Annotated in this window: 27 protein-coding genes and 1 pseudogene; 8 read left to right on the forward strand and 20 right to left on the reverse strand. The window is 54.8% G+C overall.

Annotated features, from left to right (window positions below; all coding sequences use genetic code 11):
* Positions 1-3: 3 nt before the first annotated feature.
* Positions 4-1,692, forward strand: coding sequence for a cellulose biosynthesis regulator diguanylate cyclase DgcQ (gene dgcQ / locus M2422_RS00800; RefSeq protein WP_064672749.1), 1,689 nt, complete (start codon positions 4-6; stop codon positions 1,690-1,692).
* Here the strand turns inward: dgcQ and M2422_RS00805 are convergent.
* Both M2422_RS00805 and yodD read right to left on the reverse strand, forming a co-directional pair.
* Positions 1,689-2,489 (reverse strand): mannosyl-3-phosphoglycerate phosphatase-related protein, encoded by an 801-nt coding sequence (locus tag M2422_RS00805; protein WP_033145905.1) that lies wholly within the window; start codon positions 2,487-2,489, stop codon positions 1,689-1,691. The two genes, dgcQ and M2422_RS00805, sit on opposite strands and share 4 nt — an antisense overlap.
* 301 nt (positions 2,490-2,790) lie before the next feature.
* Positions 2,791-3,018, reverse strand: coding sequence for a YodD family peroxide/acid resistance protein (yodD, locus tag M2422_RS00810; RefSeq protein WP_008500310.1), 228 nt, complete (start codon positions 3,016-3,018; stop codon positions 2,791-2,793).
* Between the two features lie 129 nt (positions 3,019-3,147).
* Here yodD and dsrB point away from each other — a divergent pair, with 129 nt between their 5' ends.
* Positions 3,148-3,336, forward strand: a complete 189-nt coding sequence (gene dsrB / locus M2422_RS00815; protein WP_013097741.1) for a protein DsrB — start codon at positions 3,148-3,150, stop codon at positions 3,334-3,336.
* A gap of 101 nt (positions 3,337-3,437) precedes the next feature.
* Here dsrB and rcsA read toward each other — a convergent pair whose 3' ends face one another.
* From rcsA to fliF, 14 genes and pseudogenes are all read right to left on the reverse strand, one after another.
* Entirely contained in the window at positions 3,438-4,061 is a 624-nt protein-coding gene (gene rcsA / locus M2422_RS00820; protein WP_008500313.1) for a transcriptional regulator RcsA, read from the reverse strand.
* Positions 4,062-4,348: 287 nt separating this feature from the next.
* Positions 4,349-5,141, reverse strand: a pseudogene (fliR, locus tag M2422_RS00825) (flagellar biosynthetic protein FliR); the annotation flags it as partial.
* Between the two features lie 7 nt (positions 5,142-5,148).
* Positions 5,149-5,418, reverse strand: a complete 270-nt coding sequence (gene fliQ / locus M2422_RS00830; protein WP_008500315.1) for a flagellar biosynthesis protein FliQ — start codon at positions 5,416-5,418, stop codon at positions 5,149-5,151.
* A 9-nt stretch (positions 5,419-5,427) separates the two neighbouring features.
* The gene (gene fliP / locus M2422_RS00835; protein WP_033145903.1) at positions 5,428-6,165 is read right to left on the reverse strand and encodes a flagellar type III secretion system pore protein FliP; all 738 of its coding nucleotides are present in this window, start codon (positions 6,163-6,165) and stop codon (positions 5,428-5,430) included.
* On the reverse strand, positions 6,165-6,539 hold the full coding sequence (gene fliO / locus M2422_RS00840) for a flagellar biosynthetic protein FliO (RefSeq protein WP_023312309.1): 375 nt from the start codon (positions 6,537-6,539) through the stop codon (positions 6,165-6,167). Before fliO ends, fliP begins: the two co-directional genes overlap by 1 nt.
* Before the next feature lie 2 nt (positions 6,540-6,541).
* The gene (gene fliN / locus M2422_RS00845; RefSeq protein ID WP_023312308.1) at positions 6,542-6,955 is read right to left on the reverse strand and encodes a flagellar motor switch protein FliN; all 414 of its coding nucleotides are present in this window, start codon (positions 6,953-6,955) and stop codon (positions 6,542-6,544) included.
* Complete coding sequence (gene fliM, locus M2422_RS00850; protein WP_023336184.1) at positions 6,952-7,956, reverse strand: flagellar motor switch protein FliM; 1,005 nt, start codon at positions 7,954-7,956, stop codon at positions 6,952-6,954. The genes fliN and fliM overlap by 4 nt, the downstream gene beginning before the upstream one ends.
* Positions 7,957-7,960: 4 nt before the next feature.
* Positions 7,961-8,431 carry a flagellar basal body-associated protein FliL gene (gene fliL, locus M2422_RS00855; protein ID WP_023312306.1) on the reverse strand — a complete coding sequence of 157 codons (471 nt, stop codon included), beginning with the start codon at positions 8,429-8,431 and terminating at the stop codon, positions 7,961-7,963.
* A gap of 106 nt (positions 8,432-8,537) precedes the next feature.
* Entirely contained in the window at positions 8,538-9,770 is a 1,233-nt protein-coding gene (gene fliK / locus M2422_RS00860) for a flagellar hook length control protein FliK (protein ID WP_064672748.1), read from the reverse strand.
* Entirely contained in the window at positions 9,767-10,210 is a 444-nt protein-coding gene (fliJ, locus tag M2422_RS00865; RefSeq protein WP_023312304.1) for a flagellar export protein FliJ, read from the reverse strand. Before fliJ ends, fliK begins: the two co-directional genes overlap by 4 nt.
* A gap of 21 nt (positions 10,211-10,231) precedes the next feature.
* Positions 10,232-11,602, reverse strand: coding sequence for a flagellar protein export ATPase FliI (gene fliI, locus M2422_RS00870; protein WP_023336182.1), 1,371 nt, complete (start codon positions 11,600-11,602; stop codon positions 10,232-10,234).
* Complete coding sequence (gene fliH / locus M2422_RS00875; RefSeq protein WP_023312302.1) at positions 11,602-12,309, reverse strand: flagellar assembly protein FliH; 708 nt, start codon at positions 12,307-12,309, stop codon at positions 11,602-11,604. Before fliH ends, fliI begins: the two co-directional genes overlap by 1 nt.
* Positions 12,302-13,300 carry a flagellar motor switch protein FliG gene (gene fliG / locus M2422_RS00880; RefSeq protein WP_023312301.1) on the reverse strand — a complete coding sequence of 333 codons (999 nt, stop codon included), beginning with the start codon at positions 13,298-13,300 and terminating at the stop codon, positions 12,302-12,304. Before fliG ends, fliH begins: the two co-directional genes overlap by 8 nt.
* Positions 13,293-14,972: a flagellar basal-body MS-ring/collar protein FliF gene (gene fliF / locus M2422_RS00885; RefSeq protein ID WP_033145901.1), complete on the reverse strand. Its 1,680-nt coding sequence runs from the start codon at positions 14,970-14,972 to the stop codon at positions 13,293-13,295. Before fliF ends, fliG begins: the two co-directional genes overlap by 8 nt.
* 228 nt (positions 14,973-15,200) lie before the next feature.
* Between fliF and fliE the strand changes: the two genes are divergently transcribed.
* Positions 15,201-15,515, forward strand: coding sequence for a flagellar hook-basal body complex protein FliE (gene fliE / locus M2422_RS00890; RefSeq protein WP_008500329.1), 315 nt, complete (start codon positions 15,201-15,203; stop codon positions 15,513-15,515).
* Positions 15,516-15,589: 74 nt separating this feature from the next.
* Complete coding sequence (yedD, locus tag M2422_RS00895; protein WP_064672747.1) at positions 15,590-16,003, forward strand: lipoprotein YedD; 414 nt, start codon at positions 15,590-15,592, stop codon at positions 16,001-16,003.
* Between the two features lie 102 nt (positions 16,004-16,105).
* Here the strand turns inward: yedD and amyA are convergent, their stop codons facing one another.
* From amyA to fliD, 4 genes are read right to left on the reverse strand one after another with little or no spacing between them, the layout of a single operon-like run.
* Complete coding sequence (gene amyA / locus M2422_RS00900; protein WP_064672953.1) at positions 16,106-17,593, reverse strand: alpha-amylase; 1,488 nt, start codon at positions 17,591-17,593, stop codon at positions 16,106-16,108.
* 51 nt (positions 17,594-17,644) lie between these two features.
* A complete protein-coding gene (fliT, locus tag M2422_RS00905; RefSeq protein ID WP_033145899.1) occupies positions 17,645-18,019 on the reverse strand; it encodes a flagella biosynthesis regulatory protein FliT in 375 nt (124 codons plus the stop codon).
* Between the two features lie 5 nt (positions 18,020-18,024).
* The gene (gene fliS, locus M2422_RS00910) at positions 18,025-18,429 is read right to left on the reverse strand and encodes a flagellar export chaperone FliS (RefSeq protein ID WP_033145898.1); all 405 of its coding nucleotides are present in this window, start codon (positions 18,427-18,429) and stop codon (positions 18,025-18,027) included.
* Between the two features lie 21 nt (positions 18,430-18,450).
* Entirely contained in the window at positions 18,451-19,875 is a 1,425-nt protein-coding gene (gene fliD, locus M2422_RS00915; RefSeq protein WP_033145897.1) for a flagellar filament capping protein FliD, read from the reverse strand.
* 401 nt (positions 19,876-20,276) lie between these two features.
* On the opposite strand from fliD, the gene M2422_RS00920 reads away from it, so the two are divergent.
* The 4 genes from M2422_RS00920 (at position 20,277) to fliZ (ending at position 23,824) form a co-directional block, all read left to right on the forward strand.
* Positions 20,277-21,101 carry a flagellin gene (locus M2422_RS00920; RefSeq protein ID WP_033145896.1) on the forward strand — a complete coding sequence of 275 codons (825 nt, stop codon included), beginning with the start codon at positions 20,277-20,279 and terminating at the stop codon, positions 21,099-21,101.
* A 62-nt stretch (positions 21,102-21,163) separates the two neighbouring features.
* Positions 21,164-22,369 carry a flagellin lysine-N-methylase gene (gene fliB, locus M2422_RS00925; protein ID WP_064672746.1) on the forward strand — a complete coding sequence of 402 codons (1,206 nt, stop codon included), beginning with the start codon at positions 21,164-21,166 and terminating at the stop codon, positions 22,367-22,369.
* 129 nt (positions 22,370-22,498) lie between these two features.
* Positions 22,499-23,218, forward strand: coding sequence for an RNA polymerase sigma factor FliA (locus M2422_RS00930; RefSeq protein WP_039263779.1), 720 nt, complete (start codon positions 22,499-22,501; stop codon positions 23,216-23,218).
* Between the two features lie 54 nt (positions 23,219-23,272).
* On the forward strand, positions 23,273-23,824 hold the full coding sequence (fliZ, locus tag M2422_RS00935; protein ID WP_008500339.1) for a flagella biosynthesis regulatory protein FliZ: 552 nt from the start codon (positions 23,273-23,275) through the stop codon (positions 23,822-23,824).
* Positions 23,825-23,889 lie beyond the last annotated feature (65 nt).

Consider the following 23,889-nt stretch of genomic DNA (forward strand, 5'->3'; position numbering starts at 1 on the left):
TGTGTGCAGCGCGATACCTTTGTTGTAAGACAATCTTTTTTGCAATGGCTGCATAAGCGTAGCAATCCGGGGTTGATTGTTAATCTCTGTTTCCTGGTTGTTCTGGTATTTTCGACTCTACTGACCTGGCGTGAAGTGGTGGTACTGGAAGAAGCGTACATCTCCAGCCAGCGTAACCATCTGGATACGGTGGCCAGTTCGCTGGACAGGCAGCTGCAGAACAGCGTCGACAGGATGCTGTTGTTCCGTCAGGGCATGCATGATGCGATCCAGACGCCGCTGGCATTTGATGTACTCCAGAATGCGGTGTCACGCTTTAGCTCAGTCCGCATGCTCCCCACCTGGCAGCTTGCCGTTGATAAAAAACGCACCCTTCCCATTAACGGTGTCTCGGATGCCTTCGTCGAGAAAACCACGTTTCTGAATCGTGACGCCGAACGCCTCAGCCACGAGATTTCTGCCACGCTCGAAGTGGGGTATCTGCTCAGGCTGGCGTCGTCCAGAGCACAAACGGAAGCGCGCGTGATCTACGTCTCCCGCGCCGGGTTTTTCATTTCCACCGATACGCCGGACCAGGCGGGCGACATTACCTCCCGCTATTACCATCTTGTCACGCAGTCCTGGTTTACCCAGCAGTCAGAGCGGAACAATCGCGCTCGCGCGGTGCGCTGGTTCATCTCCACCCCCTCATCCTGGACCAATGATGAACGAATGATCACCGCCAGCGTCCCCATCTATTTCGATCATTACTGGTATGGCGTCGTGGCGATGGATTTTACGTTGGGCACCATGCAGCGCCTGCTGGCCGATGCGACGGAAGACCGAACGGAAGGGGAGTATCAGCTGTACGATACCCGGCTCAATATGATCGCCACCTCTGCCCATACGGAAAACGCGGTTAACCATTTTGACGAACGCGAAACGGCGCAGATTGCGCAGGCGATTGAGCACGCCACCGGCGGCGGGATCCGCCTCGGAAGCCGTTTTGTGAGCTGGGAACGACTCGATCACTTCGACGGCGTTGTCCTGCGGATCCACACCCTGCACGAAGGGGTACAGGACGACTTCGGCAGCATCAGTATCGTGCTGGCGCTGATGTGGGCGCTCTTTACCGCCATGCTGTTGATCTCGTGGCTGGTGATCCGCCGCATGGTGAGTAACATGTACACGCTTCAGCACTCGCTCCAGTGGCAGGCCTGGCATGATCCGCTTACCCGGCTGAATAATCGCGGCGCGCTGTTCGACCGCGCAAAATTGCTGGCGGAAACCTGTCGCCAGCAGTCGCTGCCGTTCTCGGTGATTCAGATCGATCTCGACCATTTTAAAAATATCAACGACCGCTTCGGCCATCAGGCCGGAGATAAAGTGCTCTCCCACACGGCAGGGCTGATTGCCAGCGCGTTACGCAAGAATGATGTGGCAGGGCGCGTAGGCGGGGAAGAGTTTTGCGTCGTCCTGCCGGGGATCGGTCTGGAGGAGGCGAGAAGCGTCGCGGACCGTATACGTTGCCGGATCAACAGTAAGGAGATCCTGGTGAAGAAGAGCACGACCCTGCGCGTCAGCGCGTCGCTGGGGGTCAGCAGCGCGGATGAAGCGGGTAACTACGAGTTTGAACAGCTGCAGTCCGTGGCGGACGTCCGGCTGTATCAGGCCAAACAGAGCGGGCGTAACCGGGTCGTCTGGCGGGATTAGGAGAGGAAGTGATCCAGCCCCTCCTGCCAGCCCGCCGGGCCGGGCTGCCGGGTGTGATAAACCCGGGCAGGGTTATCGTCCCGTAGCGTGATGCCCTGGCGGTTAATGCCCTTAATCACCACCGCGAAGTCAACGCTGTCGAGCAGCGGCGCATCATTGGGACCGTCGCCGAGCCCCAGCGTGGTGGGTTCAATCTCTTCCAGCTCGCGGTATTGCTCAATCAGCCAGTTCACCGCAACGTCTTTGCCGCAGCGGGCGTCCAGAACATGCCAGAAGCGTGCGCCCTGCAGGCATTTCAGGCCGACATTCGCCAGCTCCTCTTCAAACTGGACCAGTTTCTCGTCGGTATCGCGCCAGATGAGCGTGACGGACGCTTCATGCTTGCGGGCAAGCGCCGAACGGTAGCGCGTCAGGCCGGTCCACTCGCTGATAACGTGCTCATCCACGTCGTCAAAGGTAGTGAATTTATAGCCCGTCTGCAGGCGAATTTGTTCGATTCGCGGGCGAATATCCCGGTGCGTCATCCCCCTTATCTGGCGCTGAACCTTATCCCAGCGCACGTCAGGCTGAATCACCGCGCCGTTCTCGGCAATAAAAGGCAAGCCTTCCAGCCCCAGATCCAGCTGGAGATCGAGCATCTCTGCCGCGGTCTTGCTGCTGCAAAGAATAACCGGAACCTGATTATCCAGCAGCCTGTCCAGCCAGGGCATGGCGGGTTGCCACTCATAGGTGTGAATATCCAGCAGTGAACCATCCAGGTCAGAGAAAATCAGCAATGTATCCCGCAGTGAAGGCATAGCGACTCCTGGTAACAGATGCGTCTCGCTCTAAGAAAATTCCTAAAAAATAATGAAGGCGAAAACCGGAGAAAAGAGGAATGCTCCTGGCAAACCCGCATTCGGCGTGTGTTATTGCTCATAACAAAAAGCATTATGTTAAAAATATTATATTCATCGTAAGAATATATGCTTGTCAGCCAAATTCGTTGGGGATAGTGTGGCATGTACATCAGATTTCCTGGTGTAACGAATTTTCAAGTGCTTCTTGCATAAGCAAGTTTTGATCCCGGTCATCCCCATGGCCGGGATTTTTTTCGCCCTACCGATTGGCTTCAGACACGCTAAAGTCGTGAATATCAAGCTCGAAGGCCTCCGCCAGCTCGCGATAGGTGTGATAATCCCTTCCGTTGACAATGACGCGGTCCGAATTGTCGTCCGACCGGCGGACTTCTGACTCACTGATCTCATTGATGGCGGCCAGCAGGGCATCGACATCCACCTCGACTTCGCGCTTGATGGTGTCGCTGTACTCTTTATCGGTCTTCATTACGGGGTTCCTCTTTCAGCCGTGTCCAACGGTAAGTATAGACTGTGTATAAAAACGCCAATCACGCCGGGCGGCGATGTGCGTTTTTGCGTTTTGTTCTACACTGGCTCAAAACCAGAGGAGGAATGTATGAAGGTCAACGATCGGGTAACCGTTAAAACGGACGGTGGGCCGCGCCGCCCGGGTGTGGTGTTGGCAATTGAAGAGTTTAGCGAAGGCACAATGTACCTGGTATCGCTTGAAGACTACCCGCTCGGCATCTGGTTTTTTAACGAACTGGGACATCCGGACGGTATTTTTGTCGAGAAGGCGGAGTAGCACGGCGTCGGGTAGCACATCGCGTGCCCGACAACCTTTCCAGAAGCAAAAATCTCTGGCCAGGCCAGAGATCAAAGGTAGGGTGCACAGGTCTTAAGCGACTAACGCATGTTGACGAAAATCCCGTTCGTCACATTATCGGTCAGGCGTACCACGTGGTAGATCACTTGCTTATTATGCGTTTTAATTTTCCTTTTAATATTTCCTTTGTGTGACGAAACGGTTTTCGCTTTAATATTCATCTGGTCAGAGATCTGAATAGTTCCTTGTCCCGCCATCCACATTCGCAGCATACTTGATTCAGTCCTGCTTAATGATAGGGTGGGTAAGTTAACCGCTCCTACATTTTTAACTTCTTTATTCAAATAATCACCCAGAATGTCATCCAGCGACTCGGGTTTAATCGATTTAGAACTGATCAATAAATTTTTACGGACCAACAAATACTCATCGAAATGGATATTCGCGATCGCCATAAAAACAATAAACAGGGTTTTTGGATGCTGATTAATGATTTGCTTAATGTGCTGACTGTTGGCTGGATCGTGAATGAAACAGTCCTCATTAATAAACACCACGCCTGGTTTTAGTTCGTCACAAGCGGCTGCGAGTTCGTCAACGGTGTGTGCATCGTTGATGTCTCTCTTTCTTACCCCTCTGCTTGCCAGGTACCCGGTTAACCCTAGCCGGGTGTAGCTGCATAAATCCATAATGATCGTTGACATGGCATACCCTCACTCAATGCGTAACGATAATTCACCATCTGCCTGAGAGCTCAAAACAGCCATACGGGATGGAAAAAAATAATAAACCTGTGAGCATGACAAAGACTTTCAGGCGGACTCACTATCCCGTAAAGTTACGTATAATTTGCCAGGAATCTTCTTAAAGTAAAGTAAATATTAAGTATTGTGAGATGGTTAGAAACAATTAAACCGCGTCAGATATATCCTGGAAGATGTTTTACGCGTTTTATTTTAGGAATATCCTCAGAAAGACAATAGCAACAGTGAGGGCTATTATTTACGTGGCAGCTCGCTGACAATATCCGCTAACAGGTTGAATATCTCGCCGAATAAATGTTCACAGAAGGGAGCGATAAGTGGCATCAGTAATGACATTAATAAAATCCCAACCGTCAGCGTCAGCGGAAAACCAATGACAAACACCGAAAGCTGCGGCGCCATTCGGTTGAGTAAACCTAACGCCAGGTTGACGGTCAGCAGCAGGGTGATGATCGGCAGCGCCAGCATCAGCCCGTTGAGGAAAATCAGCCCCGCAGCGCGGGTAAGCGCGAGGAAAGCGTTGCTGTTCACCGGATTTTCGCCAATCGGCAGCGTATGGAACGTATCCACCAGCATGGAGATAAGCCAGAGATGGCCGTTGAACGACAGGAACAGCAGCATGGCGAGCAGATCGATAATACGCGCCAGCACGGGCATGTTGAGATGACTGCCAGGGTCAACAAACGTGGCGAACGATAGCCCCATCTGCAGGCCGATCAGTTCCCCTGCGGTACGCACCGCGGCAAAGGCGAGCTGCATGGTAAAGCCGACGGCGACGCCAATCATCACCTGCTGCAGGGCCACCCACACCGCGTTCGCCGAGAAGATCGGAATATCCACGGGGGGAAGAGAGGGCGCGACGATAATGGAGATGATAATACCCAGCCCCACCTTGACGCGCTTGGGTATCGATTTCTCACTGAGAATCGGGGCGGTGGATATCAGCGCCATGATGCGCAGCATCGGCCAAAAATAGACGCCGAGCCACTGAACCCACTGGTCGCTGGTGAAGTGCAGCATCGTCAGGTCAGCCGATGATGTACGGCAGATTGGTAAACAGGTTGCGCATATAGTCCAGCAACAGGTTCAGCATCCACGGCCCGGCCACGATAATCGCCACGAACACGGCGATGATTTTCGGGATGAACGACAGCGTCATTTCGTTAATCTGCGTGGCGGCCTGCAGGATACTGATAATCAGACCGGTAACCAGCGCGACAAGCAGCAGCGGCGCGGCAACGGCAATCGCGATTTTCATCGCTTCCGTGCCCATCATCATGACCGATTCGGGTGTCATTGCCGTTCCTTAACTGTAGAAACTCTGCGCCAGCGAACTGACCAGCAGCTGCCAGCCGTCGACCAGTACAAAGAGCATGATCTTAAAGGGCAGGGCAATGGTCGCGGGCGGCACCATCATCATCCCGAGCGCCATCAGGACGCTGGCGATCACCAGGTCGATAATCAGGAACGGAATAAAGATGGTAAAGCCAATCTGGAACGCGGTTTTCAGCTCGCTGGTGACATAGGCAGGCAGAAGAATACGCATTGGCACCGCTTCCGGTCCCTGCATCTCGCCGGTGTTGGACAGGCGGGCAAAGAGGGCCAGGTCGGCTTCGCGCGTCTGGCGCAGCATAAATTCCCGCAGCGGCTGCGCGCCTTTATCCAGCGCCTCCTGCATGGAGATTTTGTCTTCGCTGAACGGCTGATAGGCGTCGGTATAAATCTTATCGATCACCGGCGACATAATGAAAAAGGTCAAAAACAGCGCCAGCCCCAGCAGAACCTGGTTTGGCGGCGCGGAAGGGGTTCCCAGCGCGTTTCGCAGCAGACCAAAGACGATGATGATGCGGGTAAAGCTGGTCATCATCAGCAGGATGGCCGGAATAAACGTCAGCGAGGTGATGAAGACCAGCGTCTGCACCGGAAGCGACCAGCTTTGTCCGCCGCCCGCGAGAGGGGTGGAGACCAGACCGGGCAGCTGTGCATAGACCGCGGGAGCAAACAGGCCAACGCCCGCAAGCGTCAGGGATAACAAACGGCGCATCAGGATCTCCCGGAACGCTTAAGCAAACTCTTCATGACGGACTGAAAATCCGCAGGGGCGTCTGCGCGCTCGTCCACCACAACAGGGGCGGGCGGCAGCTTATGTAATACGCTGATGTTTGAGGCCGTGACGCCCAGGACCAGACGCGCATCGTCTACCTCGACGATGACCACGCGCTCGCGTGGACCCAGCGTGGTGCTGGCGCTGACCTTCAGGCCGCGGGCACCGGCGGTTTTACCCGCCAGGCCAAAGCGTTTCGCCAGCCAGGCGGCGATAAGAATAAAGGCAATAATACCGAACAATGCCCCGCTCACCTGGAGCAGAGGCGAGCCGGGAACGGCAGAAGGCTGTGATATTGTTGCCTGGGTTTTCATGCTTAACGGCTCAGACGACGCATACGTTCAGACGGGGTAATGATGTCGGTGATGCGTACGCCGTATTTATCGGCAACCACCACCACTTCACCCTGGGCAATCAGATAACCGTTGATCAGAATATCCAGCGGCTCGCCGGCCAGACCGTCAAGGGCCACCACGGAACCCTGCGTCAGGCGCAGCAGCTCTTTAATGGTCATGCGGGTGCGTCCCAGCTCAACGGTCAGCTTAACCGGGATATCCATAATCAGGTCGATGTCCTGCAGCGTGCCGCTGACGTCACCGCCGCCGAGCTGCTGGAATACGGCATCCGCTGCACTTTTGGCCGGGGGTGCTTTTTGCTCGTTTAACGCGTCAGCCCACAGATCGTCCAGTGCTCCGCTGTTCTCATCGGACGGATTGTTCATGTCACTCATTTGGGCTGTTCCTCATTCAGCGAATTCAAAATCGGGTTGATCAAGTGCTCAACGCGTAACGCATACTGACCGTTAATCGTGCCGTACTGGCTTGTCAGCACGGGGACACCATCCACATGGGCAATAATGCGGTCGGGTTTTTCTATCGGCAAAACATCGCCGGGTTGTAATTTCAGGATCTGAGATAACCGCAGCGGGATATCGGCGAAGCTCGCCACCAGCTCAAGCTGCGAATGCTGGACCTGGCGGACCAGGTTTTCACGCCAGTTCTGATCTTCGTTGCGGGAGTTCTCCAGCGGCGGGTTCACCAGCAGCTCGCGCAGCGGTTCGATCATGCTGAACGGCAGGCAGATGTTGAACTCGCCGGTCAGGTTACCGATCTCCACGTGGAACGGCGTGTTAACGACGATATCGTTCGGGGAGGTGGTGATATTGGTAAATTTCACCTGCATCTCAGAACGGACGTACTCCACTTCCAGCGGGTTAATCGCTTTCCACGCGTCGCTGTAAGATTCCAGCGCCAGCTTCAGCATGCGGTTAATGACGCGCTGTTCGGTGTGGGTGAATTCACGACCTTCTACTTTGGTCGGGAAACGCCCGTCGCCGCCGAACAGGTTATCCACCGCGATGAACACCAGGCTTGGCGAAAACACCACCAGACCGGTGCCGCGCAGCGGCTTCAGATGAATCAGGTTAAGGTTGGTTGGCACCGGCAGGTTGCGGGCAAACTCATGATAAGGCTGAATGCGGATCGCACCGACCGTAATATCCGGGCTACGACGCAGCAGGTTAAACAGCCCCATACGGAACTGACGTGCAAAACGTTCGTTAATGATCTCCAGCGCCTGCAGACGTTCACGTACCACGCGACGCTGGGTATTCGGGTCATAGGGACGAATATCGCTATCGCCGCCAATACCCGGTTTAGGATCATCATTGTTATCGCTGTCGCCGTTGAGCAGCGCATCGATTTCTGCCTGAGAAAGAATACTGTCGCCCATGTCGTTACCGCAGAATGAATGCTGTATACAGAACGTCAGTGACTTCCTGCTTAGGTTGGCCGTTTACCAGCGGGGTCGCCAGCGTTTGTTTAATGGCGTCGACCAGCTTTTGCTTACCCACATCGGTAGCCAGCGCCGAAGCGTCCTGACGAGAGAACAGCAGCAGAAGGCGGCTACGCACTTCAGGAAGGTAATCGTTCAGACGTGAACGGGTGGCTTCATCTTTCAGGCGCAGCGTAATGCCAACATAAAGCACGCGATCCGCATCACCCAGATTGACGGTGAAGGTATCCAGCGGGAAGAACACTGGAGCCGGCGGAGGCGGTGCTTCAGCTTTGGCTGCAGCGGTGGTCGGTTCCTGCTGCATACGCCAGTAACTATAGCCCGCGGTAGCGCAGGCGGCGAGCGTGATCAACACCAGCAGCGGGATCCAGATGGAACGCTTACTTTTTTTGGTGATAGCGGAGTCAGTCATCTGATACGAGCTTCCTGTTTCGGTACAGCTTAATAAGGTGATTATCCCGTGTCCTGCTGTCGTCAAAGCGTGGAAAAGACGGGGATAATCACGCTACCTCTGGCGTTTAGGCGAAGATGTCTACGGCACTATTACCGCGCGCTGCGGACTGCAGGGCGGCAGGAACAGGCAGTAACTCATCGGTCTCTTCATTAAAACCGCCGGTGTTGCCGGAACGCGAAGCCTGGTGCTGCTGCTGGGACGAGGACTGCTGCTGCCCGGCGAAGCTCTCGCTGCTGACGCTGCTCTGCGCAAGCTGAATGCCGTTTTCCGCCAGTGAGGTCCGCAGTACCGGCAGCGCGGCTTCCAGTGCCGCACGAACATGGCTGTGCGCAGAGACCATCTGCAGCTGGGCCTGGTTATCATCCAGCTTAAGCGAAATTTGCACCTGACCCAGATCTTCCGGGTGCAGGCGCAGCTCTGCCGTCTGCTGGCCCTGCTTAGTGAACAGGGTGATGTGCTGGCTCAGGGACTGCTGCCATTCGTGGGTCCCCAGAGGCTGGCTTAATACCGGCGCGCTGGCGACGGTGGCGGCCGTCTGACTGGTCGCATGGCTGGACATAATCGGTGCCAGAGTAGCTGTTGGTGATGATGATGAAGACGAACTGGCGAGCTCCTGCTTCTCTGCCGCCGCGGCTACGGCCGGTGTAGCAGGCGCGTTGCCCTGCAGGGCCGGCTCGTGATTTTTCACCTGGTTCTGATAAGGCGTAGCACTCTGCGCTTTATCGTGGCTTCCCGCAGACGCGTTCAGGGACGGTTGGCCCGCGCCGTTTGAAAGCATCGCGGAATTCAGCGTTGAGGTGGCGGAAACGCCCTCACTGCCTGCCGCGCGAGAGGCGGTAGTTTGCTGCTGGTGCGGCAGCATCGCCATCAGGGCGCTTAATCCGGCCAGCTCTTCTTCGCTCAGCTCGCTTTTACCGTCATCTTTGCTGTTCGCCGCATTGAGCGTCTTCAGCGCGTCGCCCTTGGACAGCGGCACCAGCCCGGAAACCAGCGTATCAAGCGACGTGACGGGCAACGTTTCATCGCCGTTCAGCGCGGTCTGGCGCGAGAGCAGGTCGGCGATTTTGGCCTGCAGGGTGGTATCCCCTTTGGCGTCCTGAGCCACTTTTGACAGCTTACTGCCGGCGGCTTTCAGGTCAGCCAGGGTCAGCGGCGCATCTTTGCCCTTGCCCGTTGCGTCCGAGAGGGCGCCCGCCAGCAGAGAGAGAAAGTCCTGTGCACCGTCGGTGCCTTTCCCCGTTTGCGTGCCGCCTGACAGGTCGCTGTCGCTCATCAGCAGTTGTTGCAGTGTGATCATTCCGGTTTCCTCATTGATGCGCGCTGGGCAAACTCATCCATTTTCTTCTGATCCAGACGGTTTTCCGCCAGGGTCGTTGCCGCGATCTGTCTGTCCTGTAAAGTCTGCCAGGCCTGCAGTCGCTGCTTCTTCTCGCGCCAGAAATTCAGCGCGGTATCGACTTTCTGGGTCCACTGGTTAAGCTGCTGGCGATGCTGATCTATCGCCTTCTCCAGCGTCTGGATAAACTGCTGATAGTTAATCCAGCGCTGGCTGCCAATGCCCTGTGTCATATCGGTATTGAGGTTGGTGCGATATTCATGCTGATAGTCGATCAACATCTTCAACTGTTCTTCAGCCTGCTGGCACCCGCGTCGCATTGCGCCTAGCTGCAATGCGGCATCATCAACTTCTTTTTCAGCCAGATCTTTCAGCGTTGATAACGCGCTGTTTTGCGCCATGACCTTCGCCCTCCACCTGTGTTACACCTGCGGGAAAATCAGCTCCAGTGCCTGAATTGAATCTTCCCAGTCGGCGCGTTCAAAAATGCCTTGTTGCAAAAATGCCTCCAGCTGCGGCCACAGGCTAATCGCCTTGTCGAGCATCGGGTCGCTGCCTTTGGCATACGCCCCCACGCTGACCAGATCGCGGTTGCGCTGGAAGCTGGAAAGCAGTTGTTTGAAGTTACGCACGCGGGCGTAGTGCTTCTCGGTTATCAGCGCCGTCATTGCGCGGCTGATAGAGGCTTCAATATCGATGGCCGGGTAGTGCCCGGCTTCGGCCAGACGGCGCGACAGCACAATATGACCGTCAAGGATCGCGCGCGCGGAGTCGGCAATCGGGTCCTGCTGGTCATCGCCTTCCGTCAGTACCGTATAGAACGCGGTGATGGAGCCGCCGCCGCTGATGCCGTTCCCCGCGCGTTCCACCAGCGCAGGGAGTTTGGCGAATACCGAAGGCGGGTAGCCTTTGGTCGCCGGTGGCTCACCGATGGCCAAGGCGATTTCACGCTGCGCCATCGCGTAACGGGTCAGGGAATCCATGATCAGCAGCACGTGCTTGCCGCGGTCACGAAAATCTTCGGCGATACGGGTGGCATATGCGGCACCCTGCATGCGCAGCAGCGGCGACACGTCTGCCGGTGCGGCGATCACCACCGAGCGGGCGCGGCCTTCCGCACCCAGAATGTTTTCAATAAAGTCTTTTACTTCACGACCACGTTCGCCGATCAGCCCCACGACGATCACGTCGGCCTGGGTATAGCGCGCCATCATGCCGAGCAGGACGGATTTACCTACGCCTGAGCCGGCGAACAGGCCCATACGTTGTCCACGTCCCACGGTCAGCAGGGCGTTAATCGGGCGCACGCCGGTATCCAGCACATGCTCGATAGGGGTACGCTGCAGGGGGTTGAACGGTTGGGTGATCAGCGCGCCGGTTTCGGTTGTGTCCGGGGAGGGCAGTCCGTCGAGCGGTTTCCCGCTGCCGTCCAGCACGCGGCCCAGCAGGGCAGGACCGAGCGGCAGCTGTTTCCCGCTTTGCAGCCCATCGCCAGAAATATTTTTGGCATACACGCGCGCGCCGGGCAGAATGCCTTCCACCTCTTCAAGCGGCATCAGGAACAGGCGCTGGCCGTTAAATCCGACCACTTCGCTTTCAACTTCACGCGTTTCCAGACCATCCTGACGCTCAATGACGCAGGTCGCGCCCAGCGGAAGCTGCAGGCCGGTGGCTTCGAGAACCAGGCCGGTGGCGCGCGTCAGTCGCCCATAACGACGAACAGATGGCAGTTGCGCCATCTTCGTCTCAAAGTTGTCGAGCGTGGTGAGCCAGCGGGTGAGGCGCGCGGTCATCAGACGACTCCCGGTGCCGCCAGGCGGCACAGTTCCTGCCAGCGGGTGGCGACGCTGGCATCCAGATCGCCTTCATCGGCAGAGACTTTGCAGCCGCCGTGATGTAGCGACGGGTCGCCGCGCAGACGCCAGCCGTGCAGGTTAAGCGTCGCGCCCAGGCTCTCTTCAACGCGCTGCAGGTCGTCCGGATGGACGCGCAGCTGAGGTTTCCCGCTGAACAGCGGCTCCTGCTGAAGCAGACCCTGAATTTGTTTGATCAGCGCGGTGTTATCCACCACGGGCGTCTGGCCGATGACCTGACGCGCGGCTTCCAGCGCCATCTGCATCAGTCGCGAGGCAATCACGCTGTCCAGCGCGTCCAGGGTGTGCTGGAACTCGCTGACCAGCTGCTGCATGCGGGCATGGATCGGCGCCTGCTGCTGGCGCGCCTGATCGATACCGTGCTCTAACCCTTTCGCCAGACCTTCCTGATACCCCTGCTCGTGGCCTTTCTGGCGGCCTTCGTTCAGACCGGCGTTATAGCCCTGCTCGTGCGCCTGCATTTGCAGCTGCGCCAGCATCTGGGCCTGCTGCTCCTCTTCGGTCAGCTCGGGCTGCTCGACGTCCGGGTCAAGCTCTTCGGTTGCGATGACGGCCGGCGTGAACTCGGAGAGGGGAGGCGCCAGATCGTCCGGCGTCCAGCGCTTCCAGGGCAGCTCATTAGACATAGGTGTCGTCTCCGCTGCCAATCACCATCTCGCCGGTTTCCGCCAGACGACGAACAATAAGCAGAATGGCTTTCTGTTCGTTTTCCACCTGAGACAGACGAACCGGGCCGCGGTTGGCAAGGTCGTCGCGCAGGATATCGGCCGCACGCTGAGACATGTTGCGCAGGAACTTCTCGCGCAGCGGCTGCTCGGCGCCTTTGAGGGCGATAAGCAGCGACTCGGAATCCACTTCCTGGAGCAGGCGCTGGATGCTGCGGTCGTCCACTTCCACGAGGTTTTCGAACAGGAACATCTCGTCGATGATTTTCTGTGCCAGCTCGCCGTCGAATTCGCGAACCGCCGTAATGACGGCCTCTTCCTGCTGCGTTTTCATCAGGTTGATGATTTCCGCCGCCGTTCTCACGCCGCCCATTTTGCTGCGCTTGAGGTTCTGACCGTCGAGCAGGTTGTTCAGCACTTCGGTCAGCTCCGCCAGCGCGGCCGGCTGGACGCCGCCGAAGGTCGCGATACGCAGCATCACATCGTGACGCAGGCGCTCTTCGAACAGCGCCAGAATATCGGCAGCCTGACCACGTTTGAGGTGGACAAGGATGGTGGCGATAATCTGCGGGTGCTCGTCGCGAATAAGGTCGGCGGCACTCTGCGGCTCCATAAAGTTGAGCGTTTCGATACCGCTGGCGGTATCGCGCGTTTCCAGAATGTCTTCCAGCAGGCTGGAGGCACGCTCTTCGCCCAGCGCCTTGACCAGCACGGAGCGCAGGTAGTCGTTGGCGTTGATGTTAAGCGCGGCAAACTGTTCCGCTTCCTGTTCAAACTCTGCCAGCACTTCGGTCAGCTGCTTGTTGGAGATCTGACGCACGTTGGCCATGGCCGCACTGAGAATTTGCACTTCTCGCTGGGAGAGGTGTTTAAACACCTCTGCCGCACGATCTTCGCCAATGGTCATCAGCAGGATGACGCTTTTATCGGTGCCCGTAAGCGTATTACTCATGTTCGTTACCCATCCACTGGCGGATGACCAGCGCCACGACGCGCGGATCGTTATCTGACATTTCGCGAATGCGCTGGCTCATGACCTCAGCGCCCATGCGCTGGTTAGCACGACGCTGCTGTATCTGTTCATCTTTGCTGAGGCGCACTTCAACCGCTTCTTCCGTTTCCTGACGCGTGTTCATCTGCTCGCGAGCCGCTTTTTCGGCTTCAGCACGGCGCTGGAGCTGCGGACGAACGCCCTTACGCCACAGCAGCCACGCGACAATCAGCACCAGCAGCCAGCGTCCTGCGGACATCAGCTGGTCGATAAACGCCTGCTGTTGCCAGAACGGCAGTTCACCGCCGGTCTCATCAACCGAGTTGAACGGTGAGTTCACCACGTTGAGGGTATCGCCGCGCTTCTCGGAGTAACCCATCGCTTCACGGGTCAGGTTTTCAATCTGCTTCATCTGCTCGGCAGTCAACGGCAGCGGTTTGCCGTCCGCCAGCGTTTTGTAGTTCACCACTACCGCAACGGAAAGACGCTGAATATCGCCCACGTTCAGTTTAGTGTGGCGAATCGTCCGATCCACTTCGTAGTTCGTGGTTTCGTTACGGCTGCTGGTGCGCGGACCGGCGTTATTGGTCGTTGAGGTGGTCTGCTGATTATTTTGCTGACCGTTCTGCTGATTGGCCGGCGGCGTAGAAATCGGTGCCGCGTTAGCCGGGGCAGGCTGGTTAGACAGCGCGCCCGGCACGCCGCCCGGGTAGGCACCGCCGACCTGCTCGTTCGAATTGATCTGGCGTGAACGCATCACCGCCTGAGCCGCATCGCCGTTCGGGCTGTACTGCTCTTCAGTTTGTTCTTTGTTCGCGAAGTCGATCTGTGCGGTTACCTGCGCGTGCACGTTGCTGTTACCCACGACCGGGCCGAGGATGGCTTCAATACGGCGCTGGAGTCGGCTTTCGACATCGGCGGCATACTTCAGCTGCGCATCATTCAGATCGCGACCGGCGGTATTGGACTGCGTCAGCAGGTGACCGCTTTGGTCAACCAGCGTCACGTTACCCGGCGGCAGACCGGCAACGGCGCTGGAAACGAGGTGCGTCACCGCGCTGATTTGCCCTTCGTCCAGCGCGCGGCCGGGTTCAAGGTTCACGGTAACGGAAGCTGAAGGTGATTTCTGTTCGCGGACAAATAAAGAAGGTTTAGGCATCGCCAGGTGCACGCGGGCACTTTTCACCGGGCCTAATGTTTCAATGGTGCGGGCCAGTTCACCTTCCAGCGCACGCTGGTAGTTCACCTGCTCGCTGAACTGGCTGATACCGAATTTTTCCTGATCCAGCAGCTCAAAGCCAACGGCACCGCCTTTCGGCAGCCCCTGCTGAGCCAGACGCAGACGCAGCTCGTGCACCTTATCAGCCGGGACCTCCAGCGCACCGCCATTATCGGCAAAGCGATAAGGGATGTTCATCTGGGTAAGCTGGGTGACGATGGCGCCGCCATCCTGATCGGAAAGGTTGCTGTAGAGCGTCCGGTAATCAGGGCTTTTCGCCCACAGGACCATCGCTACAAGGATCGCAATTGCGGCAGCGCCTGCCACGATCAACGGGATTTTAGGATTCGCGCGAAGGCGGTTCATCCACTCGAGTGATTTATTCTGCGGCGCTGTCGATGCTGTTGCACTCATTGCGCACCTCTTAAATCCTGGTGGTTTACGTTATTCGTGTAGAGAAACAAAACTGACTCCCGGGTCGGCAAACACGACAAAAGTTCCATATTGATGGCCCTGCCATTATTTGATGATTCGTGATTTTCTATGCGTCAAATAACCTGGTTTTTTCATGCTATTTACCGCCATTATCTTATTGACAAGCTGTTAGTCTTGACCGCGTAAAAAACCATCCAGGGGAGAGTCATGGCTATACAGGGCATTGAAGGGGTAATCAGTCAGTTGCAGGCAACGGCGATGACGGCCCGTAATCAGAATGTGGCAGATCAGCAGCCGAGCATCAGCTTCGCGGGGCAACTGCATGCCGCTCTTGACCGTATCAGTGATACCCAGACCGCAGCACGCACTCAGGCAGAAAAGTTCACCCTCGGTGAGCCGGGCGTGGCGCTGAATGATGTGATGACCGATTTGCAAAAAGCCTCGGTTTCCCTGCAGATGGGGATCCAGGTGCGTAACAAGCTGGTGTCTGCGTATCAGGAAGTCATGGGGATGCAGGTTTAATACCTGTCGATCTTCGCTGGCAGCCGCAGCGCTTTAATGCCACAATATTTTTTTCTTCGAATGCAGGAAAGATGATGAAAAAAATAGCAATTGCTGGCGCGCTGCTGGCACTGACCGGGTGCGTTCAGGTCGATAACTATAACGACGTGATCAAGCATCCTGTCCCGGCGCATCTGGCGGGATACTGGCAGTCGAAAGGGCCGCAGAGCAACATGGTCAGCCCGAAGGCGATTGCCACGCTGGTGGTGACGGAAGAGGGCGATACGCTGGACTGCCGTCAGTGGCAGCGCGTGATTGCCGTGCCGGGTAAAATCATGCTGCATTCAGACAGTTATTACAACGTGACGCGTAAGCTGGATATCTATCCGCTGGAGCGCGATGGCTCGACGCTGAAGTATGACGGGCTGGAGCTGCAGAAAGTCGACCGTCCAACGGCTGAGTGTGCTGATTACCTGAGCAAGAATCCGCTCGAGAGTAAACTACCCTAAGGGTAAACGCAAAACGGCAACCTCGTTGCCGTTTTTGGTGTTTGCGCCCTCTCCCTGTGGGAGAGGGACGGGGTGAGGGCATCAGGCCGCACGTTTCCCGTTCTACAGCGCATCCTCTATCACCCAAACGCTGACGCTTCCCCCATTACAGGTAAACGTCCCTTCGCCATCCGCCGCCGTGGTGATGGTTTCTTCGCGATTGCCGAGAAAATCCCGCCACGTTTTGTTGCCGTAGTTTTCCCCAAGACAAATCACTTTTTCACCATCATCCCCGTTCGACATCACCACCACGCAGCCGGGATCGTCATCGGTGCCGCTGCGGCTGAAAGCGATGCAGTTAGGATGGTCGAAAAACAGCGTTTGCACGCCATGGGCAAAACGCTGGCGCGCGAGGATCAGCTCGTGAAGCTGCACAATGACCGGCATATCAATATGGTACGTTTCACCGTCGCCTCCCGCGTCGTCATAGCTGGCGCCGAAGAGATCCGGATAAAAGACGCTCGGCACGCCATTTTCCCGCAGCAGGATCAGCGCGTACGCCAGCGGTTTAAACCAGGCTTCGACCGGTGCTTCCAGCGCCTGCAAAGGCTGGGTGTCGTGGTTCGCGACGAGGGTGACCGCATGAAACGGATCGGCTTCCACCAGGGTACCGGTGAAGATTTGGCTCATGTCGTAATCCCGGCCCTGACGTGACGCCTCGTGGAATTTCATCTGCAGAGGGGCATCAAAGAGCATGGTTTTGCCTTCGACCTGGTCAATATAGGCCTGAAGTTTATCCACCTCATGGGACCAGTATTCCGCCACGATAAACAGCGGCTGGTCGGCGACTTCCTGGACGTGCTCAATCCACTCTTTGTAAAACCAGGCGGGAATATGCTTGACGGCGTCCAGACGAAAACCGTCGCAGCGCGTCTGTTCCATGACCCAGCGGGCCCAGTATTTGATCTCCTCGGTCACGGCGTGATTGCGAAAGTCGATATTTTCGCCCATCAGGTAGTCGAAGTTGCCCATCTCATCATCAACCTGATCGTTCCAGCCTTCGCCGGTGTAGTCGTTGACGATTTTAAAGATGCCATCTTCATCGGGGTTTTCAATATGGTCGACGCCGCTGAAGCATTTGTAGTCCCAGATAAACTGAGAGTACTGCCCGGCCCGGGCTGGGAAGGTGTAGCGAGTCCAGGCTTCGCATTCAATGACCTCGTCATCGATTTGCGTGCGGTCCTGTTCGTTCACGCGCTGAACGCGCACGGGCTCTTTTTCATCGGCGCCCATTTTGTGGTTGACCACCACGTCCAGCAGCACGGCAATGTCGTTGCTTTTAAGGGCATCAATAGCCTCCAGCAGCTGCGCCTTGTCGCCGTATTTCGTGGCGATACTGCCTTTCTGGTCAAACTCGCCAAGATCGAACAGGTCATAGGTGTCATAGCCGACAGAATACCCGCCGGATGCCCCTTTACAGGCGGGCGGCAGCCAGATCATGTTGATGCCGATTTCGTTAAGATTGGGAGCTAACGCCGTGACCTCTCGCCACAATTCACCGCCAGCAGGGTAGTACCAGTGAAAACATTGTAACAGGGTGGGGTTTTTCATCATCCTTGCTCCAGAAGCCATTGGCAGACTTCTGGAGTATGGATGAAGAAATCATAGTTGTGTGTCGCGGGTCAAACTTTCTGGATAAAGAATATTCCCTGACAGCTTTCCATAGGTAGACGTGATGGATTGCTGTTTGCCGGTTTGATCAATCAGATTACGCAGTTCGTCCATGCGGACCTTCAGCAGTGCCTTTAGCGCATTCTCGTTTTCAAGGATCATTTCCAGCAGCGCACGCGCTTGCTCAACCTGAGCCGGAGGGCATGACATGATGGGCGTTTGAGATATCTTTTCCACCAGTTGAACATAATGCATTTCCTGCTCGATAAGCGCATCCCATTGACCAGAATGTGCGAGATTTAGCATAGCAATGCTCTGAGCATGTAACGCCTGCCAGTGGCTAAGCGCTGCGCTGGGATTATTCATCAAAATTATCCTGAAATAGAGGACGCATTGGGGCCGATTTGCTTCCACGCATCCGCAATGTTGTTTAATAAACCCTCGACTTCAACAATTGCGTCTACGTCGTTACTGACATTCGCCAGCAACAAACGTCGAACCATATATTCGTACAAGGAGGCAAGATTACCGGACAACTCGCTCTCAACCTCCATGTTCAGTCCTGCTTTTAAACCGTTGTCGATGATATTGATGGCTTTCGTTAACGCTTCGCCTTTCTCACGAATTTGTCCGGCTTCCATGAACAAACGCGCGCGAACAAGGGCGCTATGCGCCCCGTCGAATAACATGACAATCAGCTGGTGTGGACTGGCATTCATGACTGCGCTTTCGACTCCTATCTGCTGATAGGATTGAACACCAGAGGTCTTATACATATCCACTCCTGAAGGCTACGACTATTTTTGTGAGAACTGTTGGGTCAGGTAGTTGGCTGTATTGGTCATTTTGGTGACTAATACGTCCAGACTGGTGAACTGGGTTTTGTAACGCGCCATGGTGGCATCAATAGTGGCTTCCATAGCATCGTAACGCTCACCCAGAGTTTTTAGCGTTTTGTTGATCCCGTCTTTCGCGTTCTGGATCACCCCGGCGCTGCCGGTACTGGTGCTGAGCATGGTGGTCAGCGTGTTGTTCATCTGAGTGGCCATACCGGTTTTCTTGCCGTCACCGACAAAATACTGCTGTACGGCGTTCGGGTTCTCGGTCAGCGCTTTTTTCAGCTTATCGGTATCGACTTTCAGGTTACCGACGGTACCGTCAGAACCTTTTACCGGGTCCTGGGTAATTCCCAGTTGGGCCATGATCTGTACCGAGCCGCTCTGCACTTCGGTCAGCAGGCCGCGCAGCTGAGACTGGATCCCGCGCACGTTTGCATCACCAACAAGTGCCCCGTTGCTGGCTGACTGGCTGCCGGCGCCTGCATCAACCGGAACATACTTCGTCAGGCTGTTAATGGTGGACTGCAGCGAGTTATACGCCGTGACCCAGTCGGTGATCGCCTTCTGGTTAGCATCCGTTGCGCGAGTCACCTCTAATGTTTCATCTGCCTTGCTTTCTGCTTTCAGCGAGAAAGTCACGCCAGGCAGGGCATCGGTAATGGTATTCGTCTGGCGCTCAATCGAAATGCTGTTCACTACCACAATTGCGTTTTGAGCTCCGGTGTTAACCGTCAGTGCGCCCGTTTTTGTGGTGGAGTTGTAACCAATTGCGTTTTGCAGCTTATCGTCGCCAGTGACGCTGATCGTCATTTCACCATCCGTACCGGTGGTTTTAGATGACAGCATCAGGCGGTAATCACCGTCTTTCGCTTTAATGACGCTGGCGGTGACGTTGCCGTTCGCTTTATTAATGGCGCTCGCAATCCCGGCCAGAGACGTATCGCCATCCGCCAGGGTGACCTCTAAAGGCGTTTTCGTGCCCGGCTGGGTGATGGTGATTTTACGCGTCGTACCTGTCGTATCGCCCAGCAAATCCGTGTTGTTTGCATAGGAGCCGGTAGTCAGTGCCTGCGCCTTTGCAACCTGGTTGACGTTGACAACAAAGGAACCCACGGACGCGTCTGCCGTTGTCGTGGCGGTAAAGGCCGTGTTGGTGCTGCTAACGGACGTTGAGTTCCAGGTGGTTGCTTTACCCAGCGCAGCGGTCGCAGTCTGCAGCGATGTCATGGCGCTCTGCAGTTTGCCGTAAGCGCTTAACTGTGCGTTATACGTTGATTGCTGGGAAGTAATCGTCGTCAGCTTGGTTCTTTCTGCTGCATCCAACTGATTATATAAATCCCCGAGTCCTGCAGAACCTATCCCGAGGTTACTGATAGTAGCCATGCATATTTTCCTTAAAATACGAAAGTAGTTCAGGACTCTTATCGGCCTCTCAACGTAAAAGTTTACGATGGTGAGAAAAAAATAATCCAAAGAATAGGCACGTCCTGGCGGGGTAAATGAAAGGATTGCACTTTAGGGTCATTATCCGTGCATTGAAAACACGAATAAGTGTGTGCCTTTTTTGTCATCTCTTTGCGCGTTAAAAAAGCATAAATAATAACGCTCTGATGGACCTTAATTGATTTTTTAAAAATAAAATGATTAAAAATCAGCGTGTTGTAATTTTTTCAAAATTGATTCTAAAGTCTTTTGGGGACCCGTCGATAACCTTGTTGACGGTGAGAGACGCTGTGAGTGTTAGGCACCGGACCTAAAACCCAATTTTTGAAGGAAACAAAATTATGGCAGTTATCAATACTAACCTGTTGTCCCTGACCACTCAGAACAACCTGAACAAATCTCAGTCTTCTCTGGGCACTGCTATCGAGCGTCTGTCCTCCGGTCTGCGTATTAACAGCGCGAAAGACGATGCTGCTGGCCAGGCGATTGCAAACCGCATGACCGCTCAGATTAAAGGCATGAACCAGGCTGCGCGTAACGCCAACGACGGTATCTCCATGGCGCAGACTGCTGAAGGTTCTCTGAACGAAATCAACAACAACTTGCAGCGCGTTCGTGAACTGGCTGTTCAGGCAAGCAACGGCACCAACAGCACCTCTGACCTGGCCTCTCTGCAGGATGAAGTTACCGCGCGTCTGAATGAAATCAACCGCGTTGCAGGCAAAACTGATTTCAACGGCATCAAACTGCTGGACGGCACTGCAGGTACTGCTGGTGTGGTTAAAATTCAGGTTGGCGTGAACGACGGCGACACCATCGATCTGGACCTGAGCGGTGCAAAAGCTGACACCACGACTCTGGGTGTTGCTGCTATCGACCTGAAAACTATGACCGCTACCGACCTGGGCACCATCGACGCAGCTATCGCTAAAGTTGATAAAGCACGTTCTGGTCTGGGTGCTGTGCAGAACCGTTTCACTTCTGCAATCAACAACCTGAACAACACCTCAACTAACCTGTCTGCTGCTCAGTCCCGTATCCAGGACGCTGACTACGCAACTGAAGTTTCCAATATGTCCCGCGCGCAGATCCTGCAGCAGGCTGGTACTTCTGTTCTGTCTCAGGCAAACCAGGTTCCACAGACCGTTCTGTCTCTGCTGCGTTAATTTTACGCGTGAAACCCCGCTTCGGCGGGGTTTTTTTATCTCTGCTATTTGAGAATCCGCCTGTGAAACAAATCAGTGTCACTCAACCAAAGCTGGTCGCAGATTTTTCATGTGTCGGTGGGGAATGCCGTGAACATTGTTGTCAGGGCTGGACCATCGCGTTTGATAAATCCTCCGTTAATCGCTATCTGAACAGTAAAAATGCCGCTATTCGTCAGACGGCGAAAACGGCGATAAAAGTCACCAAAAAAAACTATGACCACTGGGGTGAAGTGATTTTCCATACGGAAAGTAAAAACTGCCCGTTTATGGATACGGAAAAACTCTGTTCTGTTCATAGCGCCATGGGCATCCAGGCCTTAAGCCCAACCTGTACGTCGTTTCCGCGGACAAACCGGGTCTATAAAAATGAAATCGAAAAATCGCTGAACCTCTCGTGTCCGGAAGTGACCCGACTTCTGTTGAACGATCGGGAGTCTATGTCGTTGATGGAATCTGTCATTGTTCAGCAGGACGTCAATAATGCGCCGATGATTGATTTAAAGGCAAAGGTCATCAATCTCTTCTGCCAGAATATTTTCAGCGTTGAGGGCGTCAGCGTTGAAGAACAGGTTTACGCCGTGGTGAAATTCCTCATGGTGGCGGAAAAACTCGATAATCTCGAAGAGAATATTAGCACGCTCGAAACGGTCTATTTCTCGCTGGTTAACGAACTGGTGAGCGGTAAAATCAAAACGGAATTAGGCGGATTTAATCAGAACTACAGCCTGAAATTCGCGTTAATTTCGCTCATCCAGAGCTACTTCACGAAGAAAGTGACAGCCCGCGGTGGTGCGGTATTAAACCGTTATTTTACTCAGCTTTATCAACAATTTGAGACTGCGGGTGACACCGTGCCGGCAGAGAAGGTCATGGAGAACATCGAGTCCGTCTGGCGCGATGTGGCGGGCAGTTACCTGGCGACCCATGACCATTTATTCAAGAACTTTTTTAAATACAAACTCTGGGAGCAGGGCTTCCCGCAGAACAATGGCCGCAGCATGTTGAATAACCTTTATTTAATCGTTGCGGAGTTCTATTTCCTTAAAACGTTACTTGCCGGTCAGGCGATCGTGGCGGGGAAAATTGAACAAGATAATATTATTGATGTTATTTACAGCTTCCACTCCCTTAGCCAGCATAATCAGGAAGCGGGAAAGCTCTTTCATCAACATATAGATAGCGTCAAACTGGGCGACGATCTTTCATTGTTACAACTGTTAATTTAGCCAGAAAAGTTGCCCCTGTTGTGGGCAACCTCAGAATAACCTCACTTTATCCCCCTTTTTCATCCAATTGAACGCCCTGCAGAATCGGATAATCATGCCGATAACTCAACTAACGCAGGGCTGTTTATCGTGAATTCACTCTATACCGCTGAAGGTGTAATGGATAAACACTCGCTGTGGCAGCGTTATGTCCCGCTGGTGCGTCACGAAGCATTGCGCCTCCAGGTGCGCTTGCCGGCGAGCGTGGAACTCGACGATCTGCTACAGGCGGGCGGTATCGGGTTATTGAATGCAGTTGACCGATACGACGCTCTGCAAGGAACGGCATTTACGACTTACGCAGTTCAGCGTATTCGTGGTGCGATGCTGGACGAGCTGCGCAGCCGCGACTGGGTGCCGCGCAGTGTTCGCCGCAACGCGCGCGAAGTGGCGCATGCGATGGGGCAGCTGGAACAGGAACTGGGACGTAACGCAACGGAAACCGAAGTGGCGGAGCGTCTTGGCATTGCTGTTGAAGAGTATCGTCAGATGTTGCTCGATACCAATAATAGCCAACTCTTCTCTTATGACGAGTGGCGCGAAGAGCATGGCGATAGCATCGAGCTGGTGACGGACGAGCACCAGCATGAAAACCCGTTACACCATTTAATGGAAGGGAATTTACGCCAGCGCGTCATGGAGGCTATTGAAGCTCTGCCTGAACGCGAACAGCTGGTATTGACCCTTTATTACCAGGAAGAGCTTAACCTCAAAGAGATTGGCGCTGTTCTGGAGGTGGGAGAGTCGCGGGTGAGCCAGCTGCACAGCCAGGCCATTAAACGCTTACGAACCAAGCTGGGTAAGTTATAGGTGATTGATTCACCTGAAAAATGCCGCACAACGTATTGACAACCAGGAGTTATCATGACGGTGCAGCAATCTAAAAGACGGCCTTTAAGCCGCTACCTGAAAGACTTTAAACACAGCCAGACGCATTGCGCCCACTGTAACAAGTTACTCGATCGTATCACGCTGGTTCGCCGGGGCGAAATCGTCAATAAGATTGCGATTTCGCGTCTCGACACGTTGATGGACGAAGCAGCATGGCTCGAAGAGCAAAAAGAGTGGGTGGCGCTTTGCCGTTTCTGTGGGGATCTCCACTGCAAAGAGCAAAGCGACTTCTTCGACATTATCGGCTTCAAGCAGTTCCTGTTTGAACAAACGGAGATGAGCCACGGCACCGTTCGCGAATATGTGGTTCGCCTGCGCCGCCTTGGGCAACATCTGACCGTAAACAATATCTCTCGCGATCTGCTGAAAACCGGTTATCTGGATGAAAATCTGGAGCCGTGGCTGCCTGCGACCAGCACCAACAACTACCGAATTGCGCTGCGCAAGTATGCGCAATACAAGGTACAAATGCCCGGTGCCATAAAGCAGAAAGCCCACGCCGGAACAACTTCTGATATATATTAAAAAAGAATAAGATGTAGCGCAGTCGCCTTTGACGTTACAGGCGATTTCTCTACACTACGTAAAAA

Origin of the sequence: Enterobacter sp. SLBN-59, from assembly GCF_024807915.1 — a bacterium.
Taxonomy (GTDB): Bacteria; Pseudomonadota; Gammaproteobacteria; order Enterobacterales; family Enterobacteriaceae; genus Enterobacter; species Enterobacter asburiae_B.